Below are 22,278 nucleotides of genomic sequence, written 5' to 3'. Positions count from 1 at the left end.
GATACCACCCGCCCCCACCCAGCCACCAGTCCAAAGCGGACTCAGAACTCGATCGAGAGATCACTCTCGAACCACCTCGGTGGATCAAGGCTTAGGTATGCCTAAGTGACGTACCGCACCGGCCGCCGTCCGGACGGCGCTTGTCAGCTTCTGCGGAATTACGCAACAATGGCGTTGTGAAAAACGTCGGCGAGGCTCGGGAGACCCCGGTGGGGGCCCCTCAGGAGGAGTTCGCGACCGGGGAGCGCTCAACGCGCAACCGGGTCGCGCGGTCCATCCTGGACCACGGCCCGTCGACCGTCGCCGAGCTGGCCGGACGGCTGGGACTCACCCAGGCGGCGGTACGCCGCCATCTGGACGCGCTCGTGGCCGACGACGTGGTGGAGGCGCGCGAGCAGCGCGTGTACGGCACGCGCACGCGCGGGCGGCCCGCCAAGGTCTTCGCGCTCACGGACTGCGGCCGCGACGCCTTCGACCAGTCGTACGACAAGCTCGCCGCGGACGCCCTGCGCTGGATCGCCGAGCGCGAGGGCGGTGAGGCGGCCGTCGCCGCGTTCGCCCGCGCCCGGCTCGCCGCCCAGGCCGGCGCGTACCGCGAGGCGATCGAGGCCGTTGCCCCGGAACAGCGGACCGAAGCGCTGGCCAAGGCCCTGAGTGCGGACGGGTACGCTGCTACGGCGCGCAGCGCACCGGTCGGCGAGCAGCTGTGCCAGCACCACTGCCCTGTCGCCCACGTCGCGGAGCAGTTCCCGCAGCTGTGCGAGGCCGAGACGGAGGTCTTCTCCCAGCTGCTCGGCACGCACGTCCAGCGACTGGCCACGATCGCGCACGGCGACGGCGTCTGCACGACGTTCATCCCCAAGGCGGCGCACCAGACGCCCCGCAAGGCTTCGAAGATTTCCGAGACCACCCACAACGCATCCGCAAGCACGGCCGGGAGGAACCCCGCATGACTCTCCCCACGGAGACTGCCCACCCTGAGCTCGAGGGCCTGGGCAAGTACGAATACGGCTGGGCCGACTCCGACGTGGCCGGTGCCTCCGCCAGGCGCGGCCTCAACGAGGACGTCGTCCGCGACATCTCGGCGAAGAAGTCCGAGCCGGAGTGGATGACCAAGCTGCGCCTGAAGGGCCTGAAGCTCTTCGAGAAGAAGCCCATGCCGAACTGGGGCTCGGACCTGTCCGGCATCGACTTCGACAACATCAAGTACTTCGTGCGCTCCACGGAGAAGCAGGCGGAGTCCTGGGAGGACCTCCCCGAGGACATCAAGAACACGTACGACAAGCTGGGCATCCCGGAGGCGGAGAAGCAGCGCCTCGTGGCCGGTGTCGCGGCCCAGTACGAGTCCGAGGTCGTCTACCACCAGATCCGTGAGGACCTGGAGGAGCAGGGCGTCATCTTCCTCGACACCGACACCGCGCTGAAGGAGCACCCGGAGCTCTTCAAGGAGTACTTCGGCACGGTCATCCCGGCCGGTGACAACAAGTTCGCCGCGCTGAACACCGCCGTGTGGTCCGGTGGCTCCTTCATCTACGTGCCGAAGGGCGTGCACGTGGAGATCCCGCTCCAGGCCTACTTCCGCATCAACACGGAGAACATGGGCCAGTTCGAGCGGACCCTGATCATCGTCGACGAGGGCGCCTACGTGCACTACGTCGAGGGTTGTACGGCCCCGATCTACAAGTCGGACTCCCTGCACTCCGCGGTCGTCGAGATCATCGTCAAGAAGAACGCCCGCTGCCGCTACACGACCATCCAGAACTGGTCGAACAACGTCTACAACCTGGTCACCAAGCGCGCCGTGGCCTACGAGGGCGCGACCATGGAGTGGGTCGACGGCAACATCGGCTCCAAGGTGACGATGAAGTACCCGGCCGTCTACCTGATGGGCGAGCACGCCAAGGGCGAGACCCTCTCCATCGCCTTCGCGGGCGAGGGCCAGCACCAGGACGCGGGCGCCAAGATGGTCCACATGGCGCCGAACACGTCGTCCAACATCGTGTCGAAGTCCGTCGCGCGCGGTGGCGGCCGTACGTCCTACCGTGGTCTGATCGAGATCGGCGAGGGCGCCGCCGGGTCGAAGTCGAACGTGCTCTGCGACGCGCTGCTCGTCGACACCATCTCCCGGTCGGACACGTACCCGTACGTGGACGTCCGTGAGGACGACGTCTCCATGGGCCACGAGGCCACCGTCTCGAAGGTCTCCGAGGACCAGCTCTTCTACCTGATGAGCCGCGGCCTTTCCGAGGACGAGGCGATGGCGATGATCGTGCGCGGCTTCGTCGAGCCGATCGCCAAGGAGCTGCCCATGGAGTACGCGCTGGAGCTCAACCGGCTGATCGAGCTGCAGATGGAGGGCGCGGTCGGCTGACCGCCCACCGCCAAGCCCCCGTCACGCCAGATACGTAAGAAAGCGAGCACAACGACAGCCATGGCTGAGGCCCAGAACATCCCCGTGGGGTCCACCACCGCGGGCTCGATCGCGGTCGCCGCCGAGTCGACCGTCGCCACGCGCATGAGCGCGCCGCCCTCCTTCGACGTGGCGGACTTCCCGGTCCCGCACGGCCGCGAGGAGGAGTGGCGCTTCACGCCGCTGGAGCGGCTGCGCGGGCTGCACGACGGCACCGCCGTCGCGAACGGCGAGGGCGTGAAGGTGGCCGTCGGGACCCCCGAGGGTGTCACCGTCGAGACCGTCGGCCGCGACGACGCGCGGCTCGGCAAGGCGGGCACCCCGGTGGACCGCGTCGCCGCCCAGGCGTACTCCGCCTTCGAGAAGGCCTCGGTCGTGACCGTCGCCAAGGACACCGTCCTCACCGAGCCGATCCGCATCGCGGTGCACGGCGAGGGCGGGACCGCCTTCGGCCACCAGGTCATCGAGCTGGGCGCCTTCGCCGAGGCCGTCGTCGTCATCGACCACACCGGTGACGCGGTGCTCGCCGCCAACGTCGACTACATCCTGGGTGACGGCGCCAAGCTGACCGTCGTCTCCGTCCAGGACTGGGACGACAAGGCCGTGCACGTGGCCCAGCACAACGCGCTGGTCGGCCGGGACGCGAGCTTCAAGTCCGTGGTCGTGACCTTCGGCGGCGACGTCGTCCGTCTGCACCCGCGGGTCACCTACGCCGGCACCGGCGGCGAGGCCGAGCTGTTCGGCCTGTACTTCACCGACCAGGGCCAGCACCAGGAGCACCGTCTCTTCGTCGACCACAACACCCCGCACTGCAAGTCGAACGTCGTCTACAAGGGCGCGCTCCAGGGCGACGACGCGCACGCCGTGTGGATCGGTGACGTGCTCATCGAGGCCAGGGCCGAGGGCACGGACACGTACGAGATGAACCGCAACCTCGTCCTGACGGACGGCGCCCGGGTCGACTCGGTCCCCAACCTGGAGATCGAGACCGGCGAGATCGTCGGCGCCGGCCACGCCAGCGCCACCGGCCGCTTCGACGACGAGCAGCTGTTCTACCTGATGGCCCGCGGTATCCCGGAGCACGAGGCGCGCCGCCTGGTGGTCCGCGGCTTCTTCGCCGAGCTGGTCCAGCAGATCGGTGTCGCGGACATCGAGGAGCGGCTGATCGCCAAGATCGAAGAGGAGCTGGAGGCGTCCGTCGCATGAGCGCCTTCGTACGTGTCTGCGGTCTGAGCGAGCTGGAGGAGGACACCCCGAAGCGGGTGGAACTCGACGGCACGCCCATCTCCGTCGTGCGCACCGAGGGCGAGGTGTTCGCGATCAACGACATCTGTTCGCACGCGAACGTCTCCCTGTCCGAGGGCGAGGTCGACGACTGCCACATCGAGTGCTGGCTGCACGGCTCGCGCTTCGACCTCCGCTCCGGCAAGCCGGACGCCCTTCCCGCGACGCGCCCCGTCCCCGTATACCCCGTAAAGATCGAAGGGGACGACGTGCTCGTCTCCCTCACCCAGGAGTCCTGAGGCACCCATGGCAACGCTTGAAATCCGAGACCTGCACGTCACCGTCGAGGCCGACAACGCCACGAAGGAGATCCTCAAGGGCGTCGACCTCACCGTGAAGCAGGGCGAGACGCACGCCATCATGGGCCCCAACGGCTCGGGCAAGTCGACCCTCGCCTACTCCCTCGCGGGTCACCCCAAGTACACGATCACCAGCGGCACCGTGCTGCTCGACGGCGAGGACGTCCTGGAGATGTCCGTCGACGAGCGCGCCCGTGCGGGCCTGTTCCTGGCGATGCAGTACCCGGTCGAGGTCCCCGGCGTCTCGGTCTCCAACTTCCTGCGCACCTCCGCCACCGCCATCCGCGGCGAGGCCCCCAAGCTGCGTACCTGGGTGAAGGAGGTCAAGGAGGCCATGGAGCGCCTCAACATGGACCCGTCCTTCGCCGAGCGCAACGTGAACGAGGGCTTCTCCGGCGGTGAGAAGAAGCGTCACGAGATCCTGCAGCTCGAGCTGCTCAAGCCGAAGGTCGCGATCCTGGACGAGACCGACTCGGGCCTGGACGTCGACGCGCTTCGCATCGTCTCCGAGGGCGTCAACCGCGTCCGCGAGACCGGCGAGGTCGGCACCCTGCTGATCACGCACTACACGCGCATCCTGCGCTACATCAAGCCCGACTTCGTCCACGTCTTCTCCGGCGGCCGGATCGTCGAGTCCGGCGGCGCCGAGCTCGCCGACAAGCTGGAGGACGAGGGCTACGAGGCATACACGAAGGGTGGCGCATCCGCGTGACACAGCTGCCGGGCCTCCTCGACACCGAGGCGATCCGTAAGGACTTCCCCGTCCTGGACCGACTGGTCCACGACGGCAGGAAGCTCGTGTACCTGGACAACGCGGCGACGTCGCAGAAGCCGCGCCAGGTGCTGGACGCCCTCAGCGAGTACTACGAGCGCTACAACGCCAACGTCCACCGCGGTGTGCATGTGCTCGCCGAGGAGGCCACGGCGCTGTACGAGGGCGCGCGTGACAAGGTCGCCGAGTTCATCAACGCGCCGAGCCGCGACGAGGTGATCTTCACCAAGAACGCCTCCGAGTCGCTGAACCTCGTGGCGAACATGCTCGGATGGGCCGACGAGCCCTACCGGGTGGACTCCGAGACCGAGATCGTCATCACGGAGATGGAGCACCACTCCAACATCGTGCCGTGGCAGCTGCTGGCGCAGCGCACGGGCGCGAAGCTGAAGTGGTTCGGCCTGACCGACGACGGCCGCCTCGACCTGTCCAACATCGACGAGATCATCACGGAGAAGACGAAGATCGTCTCCTTCGTGTTGGTGTCGAACATCCTGGGCACCGTGAACCCGGTCGAGGCGATAGTGCGCCGCGCCCAGGAGGTCGGCGCCCTGGTCTGCGTCGACGCCTCCCAGGCCGCGCCGCACATGCCGCTGGACGTGCAGGCCCTCCAGGCCGACTTCGTGGCCTTCACCGGCCACAAGATGTGCGGCCCGACCGGCATCGGCGTGCTGTGGGGTCGCCAGGAGCTGCTGGAGGACCTGCCTCCGTTCCTGGGCGGCGGCGAGATGATCGAGACGGTGTCGATGCACTCGTCGACGTACGCTCCGGCTCCGCACAAGTTCGAGGCGGGCACCCCGCCGATCGCGCAGGCGGTCGGTCTGGGCGCGGCGATCGACTACCTCAACTCGATCGGCATGGACAAGATCCTCGCCCATGAGCACGCGCTCACCGAGTACGCGGTGAAGCGGCTGAGCGAGGTTCCCGAGCTGAAGATCATCGGCCCCACCACGGCCGAGGACCGGGGCGCGGCGATCTCCTTCACGCTCGGCGACATCCACCCGCACGACGTGGGCCAGGTCCTCGACGAGCAGGGCATAGCGGTCCGCGTCGGGCACCACTGTGCCCGCCCGGTGTGCCTCAGGTACGGAATTCCTGCGACCACGCGAGCGTCGTTCTATCTGTACTCCACGCCGGCCGAGATCGACGCTCTGGTCGAGGGCCTGGAGCACGTACGGAACTTCTTCGGCTGAGGGGCGTGAGCTGAAACGTGAAGCTGGACTCCATGTACCAGGAAGTCATCCTGGACCACTACAAGAACCCGCATGGGCGTGGTCTTCGGGATGGCGACGCCGAGGTGCACCACGTGAACCCGACGTGCGGCGACGAGATCACCCTTCGCGTGAAGTACGACGGCACGACGATCAAGGACGTCTCGTACGAGGGCCAGGGCTGCTCCATCAGCCAGGCCTCGGCCTCCGTGCTGAACGAGCTCCTCGTCGGCAAGGAGCTGGCCGAGGCGCAGAAGATCCAGGAGACGTTCCTGGAGCTGATGCAGTCCAAGGGCAGGATCGAGCCCGACGACGCGATGGAGGACGTCCTGGAGGACGCGGTCGCGTTCGCCGGGGTGTCCAAGTACCCGGCGCGGGTGAAGTGCGCCCTCCTGAGCTGGATGGCGTGGAAGGACGCGACGGCCCAGGCGCTGGGCGGAGCCGAGGCCGAAAGGAAGACGGCATGAGCGACACCGTGGAGATGAAGCCGGTCTCGGAGGAGGAACTCCGTGAGGCCCTGATGGACGTCGTCGACCCCGAGCTGGGTATCGACGTCGTCAACCTCGGCCTGATCTACGGCATCCACATCGACGAAACGGCGAACATCGCCACCGTCGACATGACCCTGACCTCGGCGGCCTGCCCGCTGACGGACGTCATCGAGGACCAGGCCAAGTCCGCCACGGACGGCCTCGTGAGCGAGTTGCGCATCAACTGGGTCTGGATGCCGCCGTGGGGCCCCGACAAGATCACGGACGACGGCCGCGAGCAGCTGAGGGCGCTCGGGTTCAACGTCTGAGATCCACGAGCCACGAGGCAAGAGCCACGAGCCGGGAGAAACGGCGAGGTCCGATGGGGCCTCGCCGTTTCGCGTGCCCGGACGGGTTCAGGCGAGTCCGTCCACCAGACGGAACGCCGAGTCCGCCCGGTACAGGTCGTCGGCCTGGTACGGGTCCAGCTTGAGCCGGAAGCTCTGGTGGCGCAGGAAGCGGCCGGGGTAGTTGACCGACTCCAGCATGATCGCTCCGAAGTACGACGACGGGCGGGGGCAGAAGGTGGCGTCCTGCCGGAACAGGGAGGAGCCGTCGTCGGGCTCGTCGCGCAGCAGGAAGTTCCGGTGGCGCAGGTAGCTGCCGTCGGCCGTGGCGAAGGAGTAACAGGTCGCCTTCGCCAGGCCTTTGACGACCCTGAAAGTGGCGTCACGGCGGGCCGGGGCGGAGCCGATCGGATCGAGCTTCACGTAGTCGCCGCTGATGTGCCAGTAGCGGTCGGGGTAGTTGACCGAGCGGACCGAGCTTCGAATGGCGGACGGCGTGGACTTCGGGGGCTTGGCGGCGGACGGCTTCGAGGCGTGAGCGGCGGGCTCTGCCCCGGCCGTGTGCCCGGCGGCCCCGGGAGAGGGCGAGTCGGCCTTGGTGGCCGGGGACGCCTTGCCGGACGTCAGACCGCTCTTCCCGCTGGATGCCGCAACGGGGGAGGGGGGCAGTGAGAAGTCGGGCACGTCCGGGTCACCCAGCGCGACGGCGGCGTCCTGCGCGCGCCTCGGTGACGGGGAGCCACTTGTGTTGCCCAGCACGGAGATCGCTATCGCGCTGGTGGAGAAGACGGCCACGGCGAGCAGCCCTGCCGCCCAGAGTCTGCGGGATCCCGGTGTCCGGGCCTCGCCCGGGACGTCACCGGTTTCCCACACCGGGGAAGGGGCTGGCCGGTCCGGAGTGGGTGGGGGGTTGGTGTCTGGCATGCGCGGTTCCCTCGGCGTCGCCGTACGGCGGACGCGGAATCGTCAGAAAGCGGGTCGTGGCACAACGGGAGAAAGCAAGGAAGGCAGGGGCCGACCCGGGGCACGGGCACGCGGAACGGCGGCGACCGTGAAAGCCGGGTGATCGACCGGTGAAACAGTAGTGGACATGACGGGTTCTCAGCACCCGTTTGAGAGAGCGGTTTCTCGGCGGCGCGCCCATGTGTCCCCATTCCGTGCGTGCCGGGATGTGTACGGGCGTACATATCGATGCGTACACTCGTCCACATGGGATACGCGTTCCTCTCCGGGGCCATCGCCGCCGAAGTCGCGGCCACGACCGCCATGAAGTACAGCGACGGGTTCAGCAGGCTCGGGCCCTCGCTGGTGACCCTCCTCGGCTATGTCGTCTCCTTCCTGCTGCTGGCGCAGACCCTGAAGACCCTGTCGATCGGCACCGCGTACGCGATCTGGTCCGGCGCCGGCACCGCGACCGTCGCCATGATCGGGCTGGTGCTGTTCGGGGAGGGGCTGGGCCTTGCGAAGATCGCCGGGATCTCGCTGATCGTCGGCGGGGTGGTGGTCCTGAACCTGGGAGGTGCGCACTGATGCCCCGCCGCTACGACCCCGAGCGGCGCCGGCGCATCATCGACGCGGCGATCCGGGTGGTGGGACAGAAGGGCATCGCCGGACTGAGCCACCGCTCGGTCGCCGCCGAGGCCGACGTACCGCTCGGCTCCACGACGTACCACTTCAGGACCCTCGACGAGCTGATGGTCGCCGCGCTGCGGCAGGCGAACGAGGGGTTCGCCAGGACGCTCACCGAGAGCGGCCTGCTGGAGAACACCGAGGGCGACCTCGCGGCGGACCTCGCCCGGCTGCTGGGTCAGTGGCTGGACGGCGACCGCCCGGGCGTCGAGCTGGAGTACGAGCTGTATCTCGCGGCCCTGCGCCGCCCGGCGCTACGGCCCGTCGCGGCCGAGTGGACGGAGCAGACCGCCGAGTTGCTGGCGCGGCGTACGGATCCGGCCACGGCGCGGGCCCTGCTCGCCCTGCTCGACGGTATCTGTCTGCAGGTACTGCTGACGGGGGCGCCGTACGACGAGGAGTACGCCCGGGAGGCTCTGGCGCGGGTCATCCCCTGATCCGTGCCCGGCTCCGGCGACGAGGCCGACCGGCACCTGAGACGGTCCCGCACCGGTTCGCCCCCGCGCGCCCGGCCACGTTAGGTTTCCCCTATGACCGACACGACTGCTCCCCGTCCCACCGGTGCTGTGGCCGCCGGCCTCGCCACCGTCGCCGCCGACGGCACCGTTCTCGACACCTGGTTCCCCGCGCCCGAGCTGGCCGACGAGCCCGGCCCGTCCGGCACCGAGCGGCTGTCCGCCGAGAAGGCCGTGGAGCTGCTCGGCGAAGGCGCCGCCAAGGCGATCGGCCCGGACGCCCGCCGGGGCGTCGAGGTGGTCGCGGTGCGTACGGTCATCGCCTCGCTCGACGAGAAGCCGATCGACACGCACGACGTCTATCTGCGCCTCCACCTGCTCTCCCACCGCCTGGTCAAGCCGCACGGCCAGAACCTGGAGGGCGTCTTCGGCCTCCTCGCCAACGTCGCCTGGACCTCGCTCGGCCCTGTCGCCGTCGACGACGTGGAGAAGGTGCGCCTGAACGCCCGGGCCGAGGGCCTGCACCTCCAGGTGACCTCCATCGACAAGTTCCCGCGCATGACGGACTACGTGGCCCCCAAGGGCGTCCGCATCGCCGACGCCGACCGGGTCCGCCTCGGCGCGCACCTCGCCGAGGGCACCACGGTCATGCACGAGGGCTTTGTGAACTTCAACGCCGGCACGCTCGGCACCTCCATGGTCGAGGGCCGCATCTCCGCGGGCGTCGTGGTCGGCGACGGCTCGGACATCGGCGGCGGCGCGTCGACCATGGGCACGCTGTCCGGCGGCGGCAACGTGATCATCTCGATCGGCGAGCGCTGCCTGATCGGCGCGGAGGCGGGCGTCGGCATCGCCCTCGGCGACGAGTGCGTCGTGGAGGCCGGCCTGTACGTCACCGCCGGCACCCGGGTCACCCTGCCCGACGGCCAGATCGTCAAGGCCCGCGAGCTCAACGGCGCCTCCAACATCCTCTTCCGCCGCAACTCCGTCACCGGCAAGGTCGAGGCCCGCCCGAACAACGCCGTCTGGGGCGGTCTGAACGACGTCCTCCACAGCCACAACTGATCATCGGCCGGGGACCGGGCGCCCGCGCCTGCGCGCAGGTGCCCCGTCGCCCCGGGCGGTGGGCCCCCTCAGTGGCGGCGACCGGCACCTCGCCGAGGACCTGCCGCAGAACGCGCTGCGGTGATCACGCCGTCACCAGCCGCTCGTACGCCGCCAGCAGTCCGTCGACCGTCTCGCGGCCGGCGGGCCGCAGCGGTGGGCGGACCGGGCCCGCGGGCAGGCCGAGCGCCCCCAGCAGGCCCTTGGCGGTGACCGTGCCGGGCAGGCCGGCGGACATCATCATGTCGATCAGCGGGGTGGCCTGTTGCTGCAGCCGGGCCGCCCGAGCCGTGTCCCCCGCCTCGAACGCGTCCAGGACCGACCGGAGCCTGCGCGGGACGGCGTTCGCGACCGTGCTGACGTAACCGGCGGCGCCGACCGCGTACAGGGCGAGGTTGTGCTCGTCGCAGCCCGCGTAGTACGCCAACCCGGTCCGCGCCAGCACCTTCTGGGTGCCGAGGAAGTCGTACGCGCAGTCCTTGACCGCCACGATCCGCGGATGCTCCGCGAGCCGGATCATCGTCTCCGGTTCGATGCGGGTGCCGGTGCGGCCCGGGATGTCGTAGACCATGAGCGGCAGTCCCGAGGCGTCGGCGACCTCACGGAAGTGGGCCTCGACCGCGTCCTGCGGGGGCCGGCTGTAGTACGGCGTGACCACCAACAGCCCGTCCGCGCCCGCCTTCTCGGCCGCCAGTGCCAGCTCCACGGTGTGCCGGGTGTCCGAGGTGCCGACGCCCGCGACGATGGACGCCCGCCCGCCGACCGCCTCCCGGACCGCCCGCACCAGCGCGGCCTTCTCGGCGTCGGTGGTGGTCGGGGACTCTCCCGTGGTGCCCGACAGCACCAGGCCGTCGCAGCCCTCGCTCACGAGCAGGTCGGCGAGCCGCTGCACGCCGTCGAGGTCGAGCGCACCCGCCTCCGTGAAGGGTGTGATCATGGCGCACAGCGCGCGGCCGAAGGGACGGACGGTGAGGGATGCGGTCGTCATGGGAGTAGTCTCGGCACCGCGACTGTGAAGCTCCACTTAATTCTTCTTCAGGATATTGGTTAGAGCTGCTTGTGTTCGGTGTGGCCCCCAGCGGATCGAGTCCTCGTAGTCCCAGGTCAGGGAGCGGTGGCGGAGGCGCTCGGGCCCGGTGAGCCGAGCGCGGGGGGCGCGGTGCGGGGCGCGGGGGGTGCGCGGTCCGGGAACCGTCGGCGACCAGGCACTGGTGCCAAAACGGGCCGCGTGGGTCACCATGGCCGGGACGGTAACCAACAGCCGGGAGGCGTCATGAAGCTGGGCAAGGCACTCGCCACCGGGGTCGCCGAGGAGCGCCCGCAGGTGCACGAGGAACAGGCCGACCTCCGGGTCGCCGACGTCGCCGACATCGCGGAGCCCGTCGAGGAGGCGCCCGCCCCCGAAGAGGTCCCGGTCGCGCGATGAGACTGCGGCTCCCCGAGGAACGACCGACGGAGCCGCCGACCGGATACAAGATCGCCCACCCGGTGCTGTCCCAGGACGGCACCCGGGCCGGGTTCGCCGGTGTGTCGCTGGGCGGCGCGCTGCCCTACGCGGTCCTCGACGAGGCCCGGTGCGTCTACGGCCTGCGGCACCGCGCGCCGCACCGCCGCTGCGACTGCGGCTTCCACTGCGTCCACGACCGTGCCGAGGCGGAGGCGCTGCTGTGCACCGGGGAACACCGGGCGGCCGTGCTGCTCGAGGTCTCGGTCCTCGGCGCGTACATCCGCTTCGAACGCGGCTTCCGGTACGCGCGCCAGCGGGTGCGGACCATGACGGTCGGGACCTGCGCGTGCGGAGCATCGGCCGCAGCGCTGGCCGACGCCGGCTGGGGGCGGCCGGGCTGGCGCGTCCTGCAGGCGTCGTGCGCGGGGTGCGTACGCGGCCGTACGTCCCTGTCGCTCGCGGCGTTCGCCGGGCTCGCGGGGGAGGGGCTGCGGGTACGGGCCGCGTCGGGCGCCGAGGCCCCGCCGGCCGATCTCGGCGTGTCCGAACTGGTCGCCGAGGCGGCCCTGCTCCAGGCCCGGCTCGACTGGTTCCAGAGCCGGCTGGCGCGCCTGGAGGGCGGCGGACCCGTGCGGTGACCAACCCGGGCCGAAGCAGCCGGACTTGACCTCAAGTTAGGTCGAGGTCGGAACGTGGTCGGTGCATGCGGCAGCACCGACCACGGAGGCTTTTCATGACCCGTCGTACCACCATGCACCCCGACCTCACGGACTCCAGGGCGCAGGCGCCCTTCTTCAGTACCTGGCGTGTGGGGACGCCCCTGCGGCAGCGGCAGGCGGTCGAGGCCATCGCCGAGACCTGGGAGCGCCGGCCGTGGCCGGCCGACGGGCTGCTCGCCTACCACGTCTACACCGGACATGACACCTCCACCCTGCTGCACCACTCGCGCTGGGTGGACGAGCAGGCGTTTGAGGCGTACCTCAAGACGCAGCGGCAGGAACGCGTCGACGAGATCGACACCGCGGTACCGGGCATCGAACGGCTCTGGCTCGGCCGGTACCGGCACTACCGCAGCCACGTCCCGGCCGACCGGGCGGGACGCGTGCCCGGATGCATCGTGATCGTCGACATCGAGTTCGAGGGGCCCGACCCCGAGCGGCAGCGCGCCTGGGTCGACGCCGTCGTCGAGGCGCTCCAGAGCGAGCCGAACCCGCATCCCGGCGGCATCTCCGCCCACTTCCACCTCAGCACGGACGGCACCCGGGTCCTCAACTACGCCGAGTGGGAGAGCGCCCAGGCCCATCTGGAGGCGCTTGCCGCGCCCGGTGACGGCATCGGCTCGGCCACGGCCCGGTGGGAGCGCGTGCAGACGTGGCCCGGCCTCAAGAGCACCACCGTGAGCCGCTACGACCACGCGCTCGGACTCCTGCCGGACTGACATTCGCGGTGCCCTCCGCCGGCCCTCCGACCGAAAGCTTTATCCGTCTGGACAAAAAAAGTTTTCGGTGGGAGGGTGGAGCCATGTTGGACGTCACCGTGATCGAGGACCCCGAGGCTGCGGCCGTCTCGCTGGACCCCGTCCGCGCCCGGCTGCTCGCCGAGCTGGCGGCGGGGCCCGCGTCGGCCGCCATGTTGGCCGGAAAGGTCGGCCTGCCCCGGCAGAAGGTGAACTACCACCTCAAGGCCCTGGAGCGGCACGGCCTGGTCGAGCTGGCCGGCGAGCGCCGCAAGGGCAACGTCACCGAGCGGCTGATGCGGGCCACCGCGGCGTCGTACGTGATCAGTCCGCTGGCGCTCGCCTCCGTGCAGCCCGACCCGGACCGCTTCCGTGACCAGCTCTCGGCGCGCTGGCTGCTCGCCCTCGGCGCCCGGCTGGTCCGCGACGTCGGCTCGCTCGTCACCGGCGCGGCCAAGGCCCGCAAACGGCTCGCGACGTACGCCCTCGACGGCGAGGTCCGCTTCGCCTCGGCCGCCGACCGTGCCGCGTTCGTGCAGGAGCTGACGGCGGGCGTCAGCGCCCTGATCCGCAAGTACGACGCCCCGGACGCCGAGGGCGGCCGCGACCATCGGATCGTCGTGGCCGTCCACCCCACGGTCAAGGACCGCACCGGGACCGCGCCCGAACTCGACTCTCCGCAAGAATCCCAGTGAGCAGGAGCCCCGTCATGTCCAAGGAATTCGAGATCGCCCGCGAGTTCGAGGTCGACGCCACGCCCGAGGAGGTGTGGGAGGCGATCACCACCGGCACAGGCGGTTATCTGTGGCCGATGGACCCTCCCGAGCCCCGTGTCGGCGGCAGCGGGCCCTTCGGATCCAAGGTCACCGCCTGGGACCCACCGCACCGCTACACCAACCGCAGCGAGGACGTCGGCTTCCCCGTCCAGTCGGTCAACCAGCTCGACCACACCATCGAGCCGCGTGAGGAGGGTCGTCGCGCCTGGGTGCGGTACGTGCACAGCGGCATCTTCACCGACGACTGGGACAACCAGTACGACGGCGCGAGCAAGCACACCGACTTCTACCTGCACACCCTGCGCGAGTACCTGACCCACTTCGCGCCCCGCCCGGTCGCCTTCGCGACCCTGAACGGGCCGGACGCGTCCACCGCGCCCGACGCCTTCACCGCCGTCGGACGGGCCCTCGGACTCACCGACGGCACCCCCGAGGGGGCGCGCGTCCAGGCCCGCGGCCCGGAGGGCCAACTCCTCGACGCCGTACTCGACTTCCGCAACCCGTACTTCATCGGACTGCGCACCGACGACGCCCTCGTCCGCTTCTTCGGCCGCAACCACTGGGGCGCGCCGGTCGGCATCAGCGTCCACGACTTCGCACCGGACGCCGACGCCAAGGCGAACGAGGCCGCCTGGCAGGGCTGGCTGGACGGGGTGTTCGGCCAGCCCTGAACCCGAAAGACGGTTACGGCCGGAACCGCAGCACCTGCGGGTCGTGGTCGCTGATCTGGTCGTGGAACTCCGAGTTGATGTGCACGCTGTCGTAGTCCAGGTCGCAACCGCGGCGGATCGACGGGCTGACCAGGATCTGGTCCAGGACCTGCTCGTTGCCCTGGTAGTCGTACGTGTACCGCTCGCTCTTCGGCAGCGACTTGATCGCCGACCACAGCTCGCCGTCACCCTCGAGGATCTTCGCGGTGTCGGAGAACTCGAAGTCGTTCATGTCGCCGAGCGCGACGACGTCGGCGTTCTTCTGCGTGTCGAGGATGTCCTTGACGAAGGCGTTCACCTCGGTGGCCTGCAGGTGGCGCTGAACCTCCGAGCTGCGGGTCGGCGGCTGGTACTGCGAGTGCAGCGACTGGTCGCCGCCCTTGGAGGTGAGGTGGTTGGCGATCACGAAGACCGTCCTGCCGCGGAAGACGAACTCGCCGACCAGCGGCTTACGGCTGGACTTCCAGGCGTCGCTGGCCGGGTCGATGCGACCGGGCGACACCGTCAGCTGCGCCTTGCCGTGCACCCTGGTGACACCCACGGCCGTCGTGGAGTCGCCGCCCGGCCGGTCGGTGAAGGAGACCCGCTCCGGGTTGAACAGGAAGACCTGGCGGATGTTGCCGCCGGGCTCGCCGCCGTCCTGGTCGTTGACCGGGTCGATCGAGCGCCAGTCGTACTTCGGGCCGCCCGCCGCGACGATGGCGTCGATCAGCTTGTTCACCGTCTGGCTCGCGTCGACCGTGCCGTCGTCCTTGGCGCCGTTGTCGTCCTGGATCTCCTCCAGGGACACGATGTCCGGCGACTGCAGGTTGTTCACGATCGCGGAGGCGTGGGCCGCGAACGTGGTGTCCGACGGGTCCAGGTTCTCCACGTTGTAGGTCGCCACGGCCAGCTCGCCGCGCTCCTGCTTGCGGGTGGTCTCCCGCTCCAGCCCGCCGCTCTCGAGCGTGCCCAGCCGGCCGGCGACCAGGGTGTAACCGCCGAACTGGTTGTAGTCCAGCGGGCCGGTCGTGGTGCCGGCGAGCGTGTCACCGACGTTCGCCTGCGGGAAGTCGGCGGTGGAGCCCAGTGACTGGATCTGCAGTCGGCCGGTGTTCTGGGAGTCGTAGGAGCCGTAGACGGTGCCGCCGCGGCGGTTGCGGTGCTCGTACGGCTTCACCGTGACCCACAGCTCGCTGTAGGGGTCGGTCGCGGTGACCACGCGGGCGTCGGCGACCTGGACGTTCATGCCCTCCAGGGACTCGTAGTAGTCCAGGGCGTACGTCGACGGCCGAAGCGTCAGGCCGTTGATCGAGCCGTTCGCGGCCGGGTCACCCGCCGGGGTGTACTGGTCCGGCACGGAGTCCTCGTCGATCACGACCGGCGCCGGGACGGCGTTGCCGCTGGAACGGACCGTCACCGTCGGCTTGGTGATCTCCGTGACCGACTGGTTCCCGGACGAGGTGCCGCCCGGGACGTACTCCGAGACCGTGCCCGTCACCGTGACCGCGTCGCCGACCGCGACCTTCGGGGTGGAGCTGGTGAAGACGAAGACGCCCTCACTGGTGGCCGGGTCGTCGTCCGGGGTCGGGTCCTGCATCCAGAACCCTCTCGACGAGCCGTAGGTCCGCACACCCGTGACGATTCCGGCCACGTCCGTGACCTTCTGGCCCGCGAGCGGTGATATCCGGGTGGTGCCCTGGATGTCGTGGATGCGCACGGTGTCCGCGTGCGCGGGAGAGGTGAGGACCACACCGGACACGGCGGAGCAGACGGCGGCGACGGTGAGCGCGGCGAGCCGCGCGGAAGACTTGCTCGGCAACGGAATCCCTCCGGGGAGATACGTGGGCGCCGGGACGAAGTGGAGCGTGGAACCGGGGGCCGCGACCGGTGGGGCGGTGGCGACGCGCGTAGCGGACGGCGGACGGCACCGAACCTCAGTGAACAGCTGTCCCCCGACTTCTACGCGCGTCAATCTCCTGTGTTCTCAGGCCAGTTGTCAAGGTTTCGGCCATGTACGGCAGCCGGCGAGGAGATGAACCAGGCGGCATGGGTGGAAATCCGTCTAGGCTGAGCAGTGTGTTTCGGGGCGCCCCTCGGCCACCACGTACGTCCCCAAGGAGACCCAGCCGATGTCACACAGCTCCCTCCTGCCGCCGGTCCGGCTGCGTTCCGAGGCGGAGCTCGCACGGCACGCGCTCGCCACACCCCTGCTCTCCCGCGCCGCCCGGCTCGCCCGCTGGGCCGGACCGGACACGCGCGTCGGCCCCGGGGGCGAGCTGGTCGAGGAACAGCTGCCTGCCGCGGCCGAGGTCCTCGGGCTGACCGGTGAGGACGCCGCCGCCGCGAGCGAGGCCTGGCGGGTCGCCGTCGACGCCGGCCTCGTCCAGGTCGTCGACCAGGAGGCGGGGACGGTCACCACCGGAGCGGACCTCGCACTGCTCACCTCCGGCAGTCCGAGCGACGTGCTCGGCGTGTGGCTGGGCGCGCTCGAGGCCGTGCTCGCCGACGCGAGCGTGCCCGAGCTGGACGGGCTCGTCGACGCCATGGGGAAGGACGGCGGGATCGACCTGTCTGCCCTCGACTGGGACCCGGAGGCGGAGGCCGAGTTCCTCGACGGAGTGCTCGGCAACCTCTACGTGCTGACGGTCAGTGAGGAGGGGCCCGGCGACAGCGCGGTGCCGCTGCCCGCCCTCGCCGCGTCGATGATCGTGCCGGACGACATGGGCGAACCCACCAACGACGTCCTGGAGCAGGTCTCGGACGCCATGATGCGGCTGGACGACCAGTTCCGGATCCTTCAGCCCATCGGGCTCGTCGACTTCCAGCCGGTCGACGAGGCGCTGATGACCGACGCCGAGGACGAGTCCACGGCGGCCGTCGACGTGACGGACGTCAGCCGGTACGGGATGGTGCGGCTGACGCCGCTCGGGCTGTACGGGATGCGGATCCGGCTGCAGGAGGCCGGGATGACGGCGCCCGCGGTGGGGGAGCTGGCCGACAAGGGTGCGGACGCCCTGCTCGACGGCACGTCGGGGTTTCCGCCGGCAGCCGCGCAGGCGGAGACGGAGCAGTGGCTGGCACGCCGGGAACCGCTGACGGCGGCGCGGGAGCTGCTGGCCGCCGCGCGGGGCACGGACGCCGGAGCGCCCCTGCGCAGACTCCGCTGCCAGCAGGCGCTGTCCCTCGTCGGACTTCAGGCGGAACCCGCACTGCGTGAGGTGCTGGACGACGCGGAACTGGGCGGCCTGGCACGGGTATGGCTCACCGAGCGCGGAGCGGCGGACGTGCCGGCACCGCCGGAGTCGATGGTGTTCTGGCTGACCATCGACACGCTGGCCGCGCAACTGGCGGCCGAGGGCAACTCGGAGGAGCTGCAGGGCCTGGTGGAGGGCCTGGCGGCCCAGCACAGCGGCTTCTTCGCCACGGCCTGGCGGGTGGACCATCCGGCGACTGCGGACGTCCTGGAGGCGATGGGGCGCCTGCACCCGGACAAGAAGGTGGCGAAGGAGGCGAGGAAGGCGGCGTTCAAGGCGCGGTCGCAGCAGGGGGGTTGACCGTAGAACGCCGTGGCCCTGCTTGGTGGATGACGGGGCGGGACGTTGCCTCGGCATTGCCCGCTATTGGTGTGCCTGCGCCCCCGCCAGAGCTGCGCTTTGCGGATTCATGGGAAAGCGTGCCCAGCCGTCGGCCGTCGTTCAATGGGAGTTCAGGAGCGAGCGGGAGCGTGTGCGCCCAGCGGAGGTCCGCCCCACCCCCCGACCGACTCCCTCCCTCCCACAGGAGACAGCATGTCGCTCACCCGCAGGGATTTCGCCAGGCAGTCCGCGGTCACCGGTGCCGGCATCGCCCTGGCCGGCAGCGTCGGCGCCCTCGCCACCGCTCCGAACGCCCTTGCGTCCACCGACACCGGGACCACGGACGGCAACCAGGAGCAGCGGCACGACGGCGTGGGCTACGGACCGCTCGTCCCCGACCCGAACGGCATCCTCGCCCTGCCCGCCGGTTTCTCGTACCGCGTCATCACCTACAGCGGCAGGACCAGGCTGGAATCAGGCGAGTTCACCCCGTCCAACCACGACGGCACCTCCACCTTCCCCGGCCCCCGCGGCGCCACCCTCCTCGTCAACAACCACGAGCTCAAGGGGCCCCGCTCCAAGTGGAAGTACCCGGTACCGCTCACCGAGGGCCTGGTCTACGACCCGGCCGCGTCCGGCGGCTGCACCGTCGTCGAGGTCCGCCACGACCACGTCGCCGAGTGGGTCGGCATCGCCGGCACCTCGACCAACTGCGCCGGCGGCAACACTCCCTGGGGGACCTGGCTGACCTGTGAGGAGACCGAGGACAAGGCCGGCCAGAACGGCATGACCAAGGACCACGGCTACGTCTTCGAGGTGGACCCCGCCGACCGGCGCGCCAACCGCGACCCCAAGCCCATCAAGGCGCTCGGCCGCTACGCCCACGAGGCAGTCGTCGTCGACCCCAAGCGCGGCCACCTCTACCTGACCGAGGACGCCTCCGGTCCCAACGGCCTGCTGTACCGCTGGACCCCGCCGGAGGGCTTCGAGCACGGCCGCGGCAAGCTTGCGCGCCCTCGCGGACGACGCGGGCCGCCTGCAGGCCTTCAAGTGCTTCGACTCCGGCGGCAGGTTCGTCGACGACCTCTCCCGTGCCACTAGGACCGGCACCGTCTACGGCGTCGACTGGATCGACGTACCGGACCGCGACGCGAAGACGGTCCCCGTGCGCAAGCAGTTCGCCGACGGCGAGATCACCCGCGCCCGCAAGCTGGAGGGCATGTGGTGGGGTGACGGCGGCGCGTACATCGTCTCCTCCTACGCCCGCGAGGAGGGCCCCGTCCAGCACGACGGCCAGGTCTGGTTCTACGACCCCAAGCGCCGCACCCTCACCCTGAAGGTCCTGCTCGGCGTGAACCCGGACCCGGCCGAGGACGGCAACTTCGACGGCCCCGACAACATCACCGTCTCCCCGTACGGCGGGCTGGTCATCGCCGAGGACGGCGAGGGCATCCAGCACCTCTTCGGCGCCACCGACAGCGGCCGCACCTACCCCATCGCCCGCAACGAACTGAACATCGGCACGGACGCCGAGCCGGAGTACAGCGAATTCACCGGCGTCACCTTCTCGCCCGACGGCAGGACCCTGTACGCCAACATCCAGGAACCCGGCATCATGCTGGCGATCACGGGGCCCTGGAAGCGGTAGAGGCGCGACTGAACGCCGGCGACTGACGACGACAAATAATTCGTTCGCTCGGCCAGCGGTACGCCTCCTAGAGTGATGCACGTCCAGGTGCGAAGGCAGGACCTACTTCCACTCATAATGGGGCGGCCGCGGGTTCGAGTCCCGCCACCGGTACCACGAGCCGGTGTAGCTCAGGGGTTAGAGCACCTTGTCGGTTCCGCCGACCTCGATCTCTGGACACCACAACTTCACGCACCTCCCGGTGCGCGGGCTGCGGCTGCTTCTTCTCACAAAGAATCCGATGCCGCCGCCGAATTGATCTCGGGAGGCGCAGCACATGGTGGGTGCCCGGTGCGCAGGCAGCGGATACTTCGGGATCGGGTATGTTGCGGGTTCGAATCCCGTCATCGACTCCGGGTCGGTGTGGCGGAAATGGAAGACGCGCCTGATGAACAGTCCCGTCGCCGACCCCTGACCTCGGGCACTTCCCTTCTGCTGCGGCTCCCTCCGAAACAGACATGAATTCGGGGGAATTCACCGTGGCGCGATTCAACACGAGAGCCGCCAAGGCGCAGCCCATTTCGCGGGTGACGTCCACGGGGCGTGTGCTCCGTACGTACCAGGGCGGCCGAGGCCGTGAGCGAGACGCACGCTCCGAGCTGTTTCTGCTCTCGGTCTCGAACTTCGTCTCGCAGCAGACCTTCTACGAGTCCGGCGCCGACCGCGACGACCGGTTCGCGCAGCTCGTGCGCGAACTCGCCGTCGCCGACCCGTCCTGGACGGCCGGCCTGCTCGGCTGGCTGCGCGGTGAGGGCAACCTGCGGACGGCCTCGATCGTGGGCGCCGCCGAGTACGTGAAGGCGCGGCTCGACGCGGGCGCCACCGGCGGCCCGTCGAACCGCCAGGTCGTGAACTCCGTCCTCCAGCGCCCCGACGAGCCCGGCGAGCTGCTCGCCTACTGGACCGCCACATACGGCCGCGCCGTCCCCAAGCCGGTCAAGCGCGGCATCGCCGACGCCGTGCGACGCCTCTACACCGGCAGGGCGCTGCTGAAGTACGACACCGCCTCGAAGGGCTACCGCTTCGGCGACATCCTCAACCTGGTGCACGCCGCGCCGGATCCCGGCAAGCCGTGGCAGGGCGACCTGTTCCAGTACGCGCTGGACCGCCGGCACAGCCCGGACACCGCGGTGCCGCCCGCCTCGGAGCCGGTGCTCACCGCGCACCGCGAGCTGACGCGGTTGCCCGTGGAGCGGCGGCGAGCGGTCGTCACCGAGCCCGGTGCCGCCGGGAGGCTTGCGGCGGCCGGGATGACGTGGGAGGCGCTGGCCGGCTGGCTGCAGGGACCGATGGACAAGGCGGCCTGGGAAGCCGTGATTCCGTCCATGGGTGCGATGGCGCTGGTCCGCAATCTGCGCAACTTCGACGAGGCCGGGGTCTCGGACGAGGTCGCGGCACAGGTCGCGGCCCGGATCAGCGACCCGGCCGAGGTCGCGCGCTCGCGGCAGTTCCCCTTCCGGTACCTCGCCGCGTACCGGCACACGCCGTCGCTGCGCTGGTCGTATCCGCTGGAGCAGGCGCTCGGCCACTCGCTGGCCAACGTGCCCGCGTTGCCCGGCCGCACCCTGGTGCTCGTGGACCGATCGGGTTCGATGTTCTACTCCCGGCTGTCGGACCGCTCCGAGCTGAACCGCGCCGACGCGGCGGCGATCTTCGGGACGGCTCTCGCACTGCGGGCGGCGGATGCGGACCTGGTCGAGTTCGGCACGACCAGCAAGCGGCTGATGTTCCGCAAGGGCGAGTCGGTGCTGAAGATCCTCGGCCGCTTCGGCGACCTGGGCGGTACCGACACCACCAGCGCGATCCGCGCGCATTACCGGGGGCAGGACCGGGTGCTGATCGTCACCGACGAGCAGTACAGCTGCAACCGGCACGGCGACCCGACCCAGCAGGTCCCGGCGCACATCCCGGTGTACACCTGGAACCTGGCGGGATACAGGGTGGGCCACGGCCCGTCCGGGACGGGCAACAGGCACACCTTCGGCGGCCTGTCGGACGCGGCCTTCCGGATGGTGCCGCTGCTGGAAGCCGCCCGGGACGCCGACTGGCCATGGGCGGCTGTCTGACCGCGCTCCGCGCGCTCTTCCGGCCCGTCATCCAGCCTGATGGCCGCTGAGCATGGCGGCCACGGCGGGCAGTCGGCCCATCGCGTGAGCCACTCCGAGGCCGTCCATGTAGTCGCGCACGTGCACGATCAAGCCGTTGCGGATCCGCATCACCAGAAGACCTGGGAACTCGAACCGCCCTCCAGTGGTGGCGATCGCGCCGGTGACGATCTGCTCGACGATGATCACCTCCCGGTCGGTCGACTGGTGGACGGCCACCTCACGGATCTGCTGCGGCTGCGCCGGGCTTGCGCCCCAGGCGGCCCTGTACCCCGCGCGTACCTCTTCGCGTCCGTGATAGCGCGCGGGCATGCCCGGGAAGAGGAACGGAAACTCATGGACGGCATCGGCCGAGTACAGGTCGGCCAGGTCGTCCGCCGACTTGTCGAGCACGGCGCGCCGGTAGCGGGCCAGTACGTCGCGCGGGCCGAGGCCGGTCGGGGCAGTGGTGGGCATACGGGTGGCCCTCCCTTCACTCAGCCGGGCAGGTAACCGGGGACAGTCTCCGGTTCGCTGCCGGATAAGATATGGAGGTGGTCCCCGGTTCGCAAGGAGTAAC

22 protein-coding genes and 1 pseudogene are annotated in these 22,278 nt (G+C 70.1%); 19 read left to right on the top strand and 4 right to left on the bottom strand.

Annotation, left to right across the window (positions count from 1 at the left end; translation table 11 throughout):
- Positions 1-176: 176 nt before the first annotated feature.
- Genes ACFYZE_RS32230 through ACFYZE_RS32195 form a run of 8 tightly spaced genes read left to right on the top strand, consistent with a single transcriptional unit; the run spans position 177 to position 6,775 of the window.
- Positions 177-953 (top strand): helix-turn-helix transcriptional regulator, encoded by a 777-nt coding sequence (locus ACFYZE_RS32230; protein ID WP_389001931.1) that lies wholly within the window; start codon positions 177-179, stop codon positions 951-953.
- Positions 950-2,371, top strand: a complete 1,422-nt coding sequence (gene sufB, locus ACFYZE_RS32225; protein ID WP_389001928.1) for a Fe-S cluster assembly protein SufB — start codon at positions 950-952, stop codon at positions 2,369-2,371. Before ACFYZE_RS32230 ends, sufB begins: the two co-directional genes overlap by 4 nt.
- A gap of 60 nt (positions 2,372-2,431) precedes the next feature.
- Positions 2,432-3,616, top strand: a complete 1,185-nt coding sequence (gene sufD, locus ACFYZE_RS32220; RefSeq protein WP_389001925.1) for a Fe-S cluster assembly protein SufD — start codon at positions 2,432-2,434, stop codon at positions 3,614-3,616.
- Positions 3,613-3,933: a non-heme iron oxygenase ferredoxin subunit gene (locus ACFYZE_RS32215; protein WP_103844430.1), complete on the top strand. Its 321-nt coding sequence runs from the start codon at positions 3,613-3,615 to the stop codon at positions 3,931-3,933. The genes sufD and ACFYZE_RS32215 overlap by 4 nt, the downstream gene beginning before the upstream one ends.
- A gap of 7 nt (positions 3,934-3,940) precedes the next feature.
- Complete coding sequence (gene sufC / locus ACFYZE_RS32210; protein WP_200423271.1) at positions 3,941-4,705, top strand: Fe-S cluster assembly ATPase SufC; 765 nt, start codon at positions 3,941-3,943, stop codon at positions 4,703-4,705.
- Positions 4,702-5,958 (top strand): cysteine desulfurase, encoded by a 1,257-nt coding sequence (locus tag ACFYZE_RS32205; protein ID WP_389001921.1) that lies wholly within the window; start codon positions 4,702-4,704, stop codon positions 5,956-5,958. Before sufC ends, ACFYZE_RS32205 begins: the two co-directional genes overlap by 4 nt.
- Positions 5,959-5,975: 17 nt before the next feature.
- Positions 5,976-6,443, top strand: coding sequence for a Fe-S cluster assembly sulfur transfer protein SufU (sufU, locus tag ACFYZE_RS32200; RefSeq protein WP_103844433.1), 468 nt, complete (start codon positions 5,976-5,978; stop codon positions 6,441-6,443).
- Complete coding sequence (locus ACFYZE_RS32195; protein WP_389001918.1) at positions 6,440-6,775, top strand: metal-sulfur cluster assembly factor; 336 nt, start codon at positions 6,440-6,442, stop codon at positions 6,773-6,775. Before sufU ends, ACFYZE_RS32195 begins: the two co-directional genes overlap by 4 nt.
- Positions 6,776-6,862: 87 nt before the next feature.
- On the opposite strand, the gene ACFYZE_RS32190 is transcribed toward ACFYZE_RS32195, so the two are convergent.
- Positions 6,863-7,717 (bottom strand): AbfB domain-containing protein, encoded by an 855-nt coding sequence (locus ACFYZE_RS32190; RefSeq protein WP_389001915.1) that lies wholly within the window; start codon positions 7,715-7,717, stop codon positions 6,863-6,865.
- 285 nt (positions 7,718-8,002) lie between these two features.
- Here ACFYZE_RS32190 and ACFYZE_RS32185 point away from each other — a divergent pair, with 285 nt between their 5' ends.
- The 3 genes from ACFYZE_RS32185 to dapD all read left to right on the top strand — a co-directional run bounded on the left by ACFYZE_RS32185 (position 8,003) and on the right by dapD (position 9,942).
- On the top strand, positions 8,003-8,323 hold the full coding sequence (locus ACFYZE_RS32185) for a DMT family transporter (RefSeq protein ID WP_389001913.1): 321 nt from the start codon (positions 8,003-8,005) through the stop codon (positions 8,321-8,323).
- Positions 8,323-8,859, top strand: coding sequence for a TetR/AcrR family transcriptional regulator (locus ACFYZE_RS32180; RefSeq protein ID WP_389001910.1), 537 nt, complete (start codon positions 8,323-8,325; stop codon positions 8,857-8,859). The genes ACFYZE_RS32185 and ACFYZE_RS32180 overlap by 1 nt, the downstream gene beginning before the upstream one ends.
- Positions 8,860-8,952: 93 nt before the next feature.
- Complete coding sequence (gene dapD, locus ACFYZE_RS32175) at positions 8,953-9,942, top strand: 2,3,4,5-tetrahydropyridine-2,6-dicarboxylate N-succinyltransferase (protein ID WP_389001907.1); 990 nt, start codon at positions 8,953-8,955, stop codon at positions 9,940-9,942.
- 124 nt (positions 9,943-10,066) lie between these two features.
- Here the strand turns inward: dapD and dapA are convergent, their stop codons facing one another.
- Positions 10,067-10,969 (bottom strand): 4-hydroxy-tetrahydrodipicolinate synthase, encoded by a 903-nt coding sequence (dapA, locus tag ACFYZE_RS32170; protein ID WP_389001904.1) that lies wholly within the window; start codon positions 10,967-10,969, stop codon positions 10,067-10,069.
- Between the two features lie 285 nt (positions 10,970-11,254).
- Here dapA and ACFYZE_RS32165 point away from each other — a divergent pair, with 285 nt between their 5' ends.
- The 5 genes from ACFYZE_RS32165 to ACFYZE_RS32145 all read left to right on the top strand — a co-directional run bounded on the left by ACFYZE_RS32165 (position 11,255) and on the right by ACFYZE_RS32145 (position 14,331).
- The gene (locus ACFYZE_RS32165; RefSeq protein ID WP_263229291.1) at positions 11,255-11,407 is read left to right on the top strand and encodes a hypothetical protein; all 153 of its coding nucleotides are present in this window, start codon (positions 11,255-11,257) and stop codon (positions 11,405-11,407) included.
- Positions 11,404-12,066, top strand: coding sequence for a hypothetical protein (locus ACFYZE_RS32160; protein ID WP_389001901.1), 663 nt, complete (start codon positions 11,404-11,406; stop codon positions 12,064-12,066). Before ACFYZE_RS32165 ends, ACFYZE_RS32160 begins: the two co-directional genes overlap by 4 nt.
- 95 nt (positions 12,067-12,161) lie before the next feature.
- Complete coding sequence (locus ACFYZE_RS32155) at positions 12,162-12,866, top strand: antibiotic biosynthesis monooxygenase (protein WP_389001898.1); 705 nt, start codon at positions 12,162-12,164, stop codon at positions 12,864-12,866.
- An 83-nt stretch (positions 12,867-12,949) separates the two neighbouring features.
- Entirely contained in the window at positions 12,950-13,579 is a 630-nt protein-coding gene (locus tag ACFYZE_RS32150; protein ID WP_389001895.1) for an ArsR/SmtB family transcription factor, read from the top strand.
- 14 nt (positions 13,580-13,593) lie between these two features.
- Entirely contained in the window at positions 13,594-14,331 is a 738-nt protein-coding gene (locus ACFYZE_RS32145; protein ID WP_389001892.1) for an SRPBCC domain-containing protein, read from the top strand.
- Between the two features lie 13 nt (positions 14,332-14,344).
- On the opposite strand, the gene ACFYZE_RS32140 is transcribed toward ACFYZE_RS32145, so the two are convergent.
- The gene (locus ACFYZE_RS32140) at positions 14,345-16,171 is read right to left on the bottom strand and encodes an endonuclease/exonuclease/phosphatase family protein (protein WP_389001889.1); all 1,827 of its coding nucleotides are present in this window, start codon (positions 16,169-16,171) and stop codon (positions 14,345-14,347) included.
- A 310-nt stretch (positions 16,172-16,481) separates the two neighbouring features.
- On the opposite strand from ACFYZE_RS32140, the gene ACFYZE_RS32135 reads away from it, so the two are divergent.
- The 3 genes and pseudogenes from ACFYZE_RS32135 to ACFYZE_RS32125 all read left to right on the top strand — a co-directional run bounded on the left by ACFYZE_RS32135 (position 16,482) and on the right by ACFYZE_RS32125 (position 21,680).
- On the top strand, positions 16,482-17,906 hold the full coding sequence (locus ACFYZE_RS32135; protein WP_389001886.1) for a hypothetical protein: 1,425 nt from the start codon (positions 16,482-16,484) through the stop codon (positions 17,904-17,906).
- A 234-nt stretch (positions 17,907-18,140) separates the two neighbouring features.
- Positions 18,141-19,575, top strand: a pseudogene (locus ACFYZE_RS32130) (alkaline phosphatase PhoX).
- 518 nt (positions 19,576-20,093) lie between these two features.
- Positions 20,094-21,680 carry a TROVE domain-containing protein gene (locus tag ACFYZE_RS32125; RefSeq protein WP_389001884.1) on the top strand — a complete coding sequence of 529 codons (1,587 nt, stop codon included), beginning with the start codon at positions 20,094-20,096 and terminating at the stop codon, positions 21,678-21,680.
- 27 nt (positions 21,681-21,707) lie between these two features.
- Here ACFYZE_RS32125 and ACFYZE_RS32120 read toward each other — a convergent pair whose 3' ends face one another.
- Positions 21,708-22,175, bottom strand: coding sequence for a nuclear transport factor 2 family protein (locus ACFYZE_RS32120; protein WP_389001881.1), 468 nt, complete (start codon positions 22,173-22,175; stop codon positions 21,708-21,710).
- Positions 22,176-22,278 lie beyond the last annotated feature (103 nt).

The sequence above is a fragment of the Streptomyces sp. NPDC001796 genome, from assembly GCF_042892355.1.
Taxonomy (GTDB): domain Bacteria; phylum Actinomycetota; class Actinomycetes; order Streptomycetales; family Streptomycetaceae; genus Streptomyces.
Note: the sequence above shows the minus strand (reverse complement) of the source record. Positions and strands in the feature narration are given on the sequence as shown.

What these genes read in the sequence shown, in the direction of transcription:
- sufB (WP_389001928.1), top strand. Translation starts at nt 950, where the DNA reads ATGACTCTCCCCACGGAGACTGCCCACCCTGAGCTCGAGGGCCTGGGC.
- sufD (WP_389001925.1), top strand. Translation starts at nt 2,432, where the DNA reads ATGGCTGAGGCCCAGAACATCCCCGTGGGGTCCACCACCGCGGGCTCG.
- ACFYZE_RS32215 (WP_103844430.1), top strand. Translation starts at nt 3,613, where the DNA reads ATGAGCGCCTTCGTACGTGTCTGCGGTCTGAGCGAGCTGGAGGAGGAC.
- sufC (WP_200423271.1), top strand. Translation starts at nt 3,941, where the DNA reads ATGGCAACGCTTGAAATCCGAGACCTGCACGTCACCGTCGAGGCCGAC.
- ACFYZE_RS32195 (WP_389001918.1), top strand. Translation starts at nt 6,440, where the DNA reads ATGAGCGACACCGTGGAGATGAAGCCGGTCTCGGAGGAGGAACTCCGT.
- ACFYZE_RS32190 (WP_389001915.1), bottom strand. Translation starts at nt 7,717, where the DNA reads ATGCCAGACACCAACCCCCCACCCACTCCGGACCGGCCAGCCCCTTCC.
- ACFYZE_RS32185 (WP_389001913.1), top strand. Translation starts at nt 8,003, where the DNA reads ATGGGATACGCGTTCCTCTCCGGGGCCATCGCCGCCGAAGTCGCGGCC.
- ACFYZE_RS32180 (WP_389001910.1), top strand. Translation starts at nt 8,323, where the DNA reads ATGCCCCGCCGCTACGACCCCGAGCGGCGCCGGCGCATCATCGACGCG.
- dapD (WP_389001907.1), top strand. Translation starts at nt 8,953, where the DNA reads ATGACCGACACGACTGCTCCCCGTCCCACCGGTGCTGTGGCCGCCGGC.
- dapA (WP_389001904.1), bottom strand. Translation starts at nt 10,969, where the DNA reads ATGACGACCGCATCCCTCACCGTCCGTCCCTTCGGCCGCGCGCTGTGC.
- ACFYZE_RS32165 (WP_263229291.1), top strand. Translation starts at nt 11,255, where the DNA reads ATGAAGCTGGGCAAGGCACTCGCCACCGGGGTCGCCGAGGAGCGCCCG.
- ACFYZE_RS32160 (WP_389001901.1), top strand. Translation starts at nt 11,404, where the DNA reads ATGAGACTGCGGCTCCCCGAGGAACGACCGACGGAGCCGCCGACCGGA.
- ACFYZE_RS32155 (WP_389001898.1), top strand. Translation starts at nt 12,162, where the DNA reads ATGACCCGTCGTACCACCATGCACCCCGACCTCACGGACTCCAGGGCG.
- ACFYZE_RS32150 (WP_389001895.1), top strand. Translation starts at nt 12,950, where the DNA reads ATGTTGGACGTCACCGTGATCGAGGACCCCGAGGCTGCGGCCGTCTCG.
- ACFYZE_RS32145 (WP_389001892.1), top strand. Translation starts at nt 13,594, where the DNA reads ATGTCCAAGGAATTCGAGATCGCCCGCGAGTTCGAGGTCGACGCCACG.
- ACFYZE_RS32135 (WP_389001886.1), top strand. Translation starts at nt 16,482, where the DNA reads ATGTCACACAGCTCCCTCCTGCCGCCGGTCCGGCTGCGTTCCGAGGCG.
- ACFYZE_RS32120 (WP_389001881.1), bottom strand. Translation starts at nt 22,175, where the DNA reads ATGCCCACCACTGCCCCGACCGGCCTCGGCCCGCGCGACGTACTGGCC.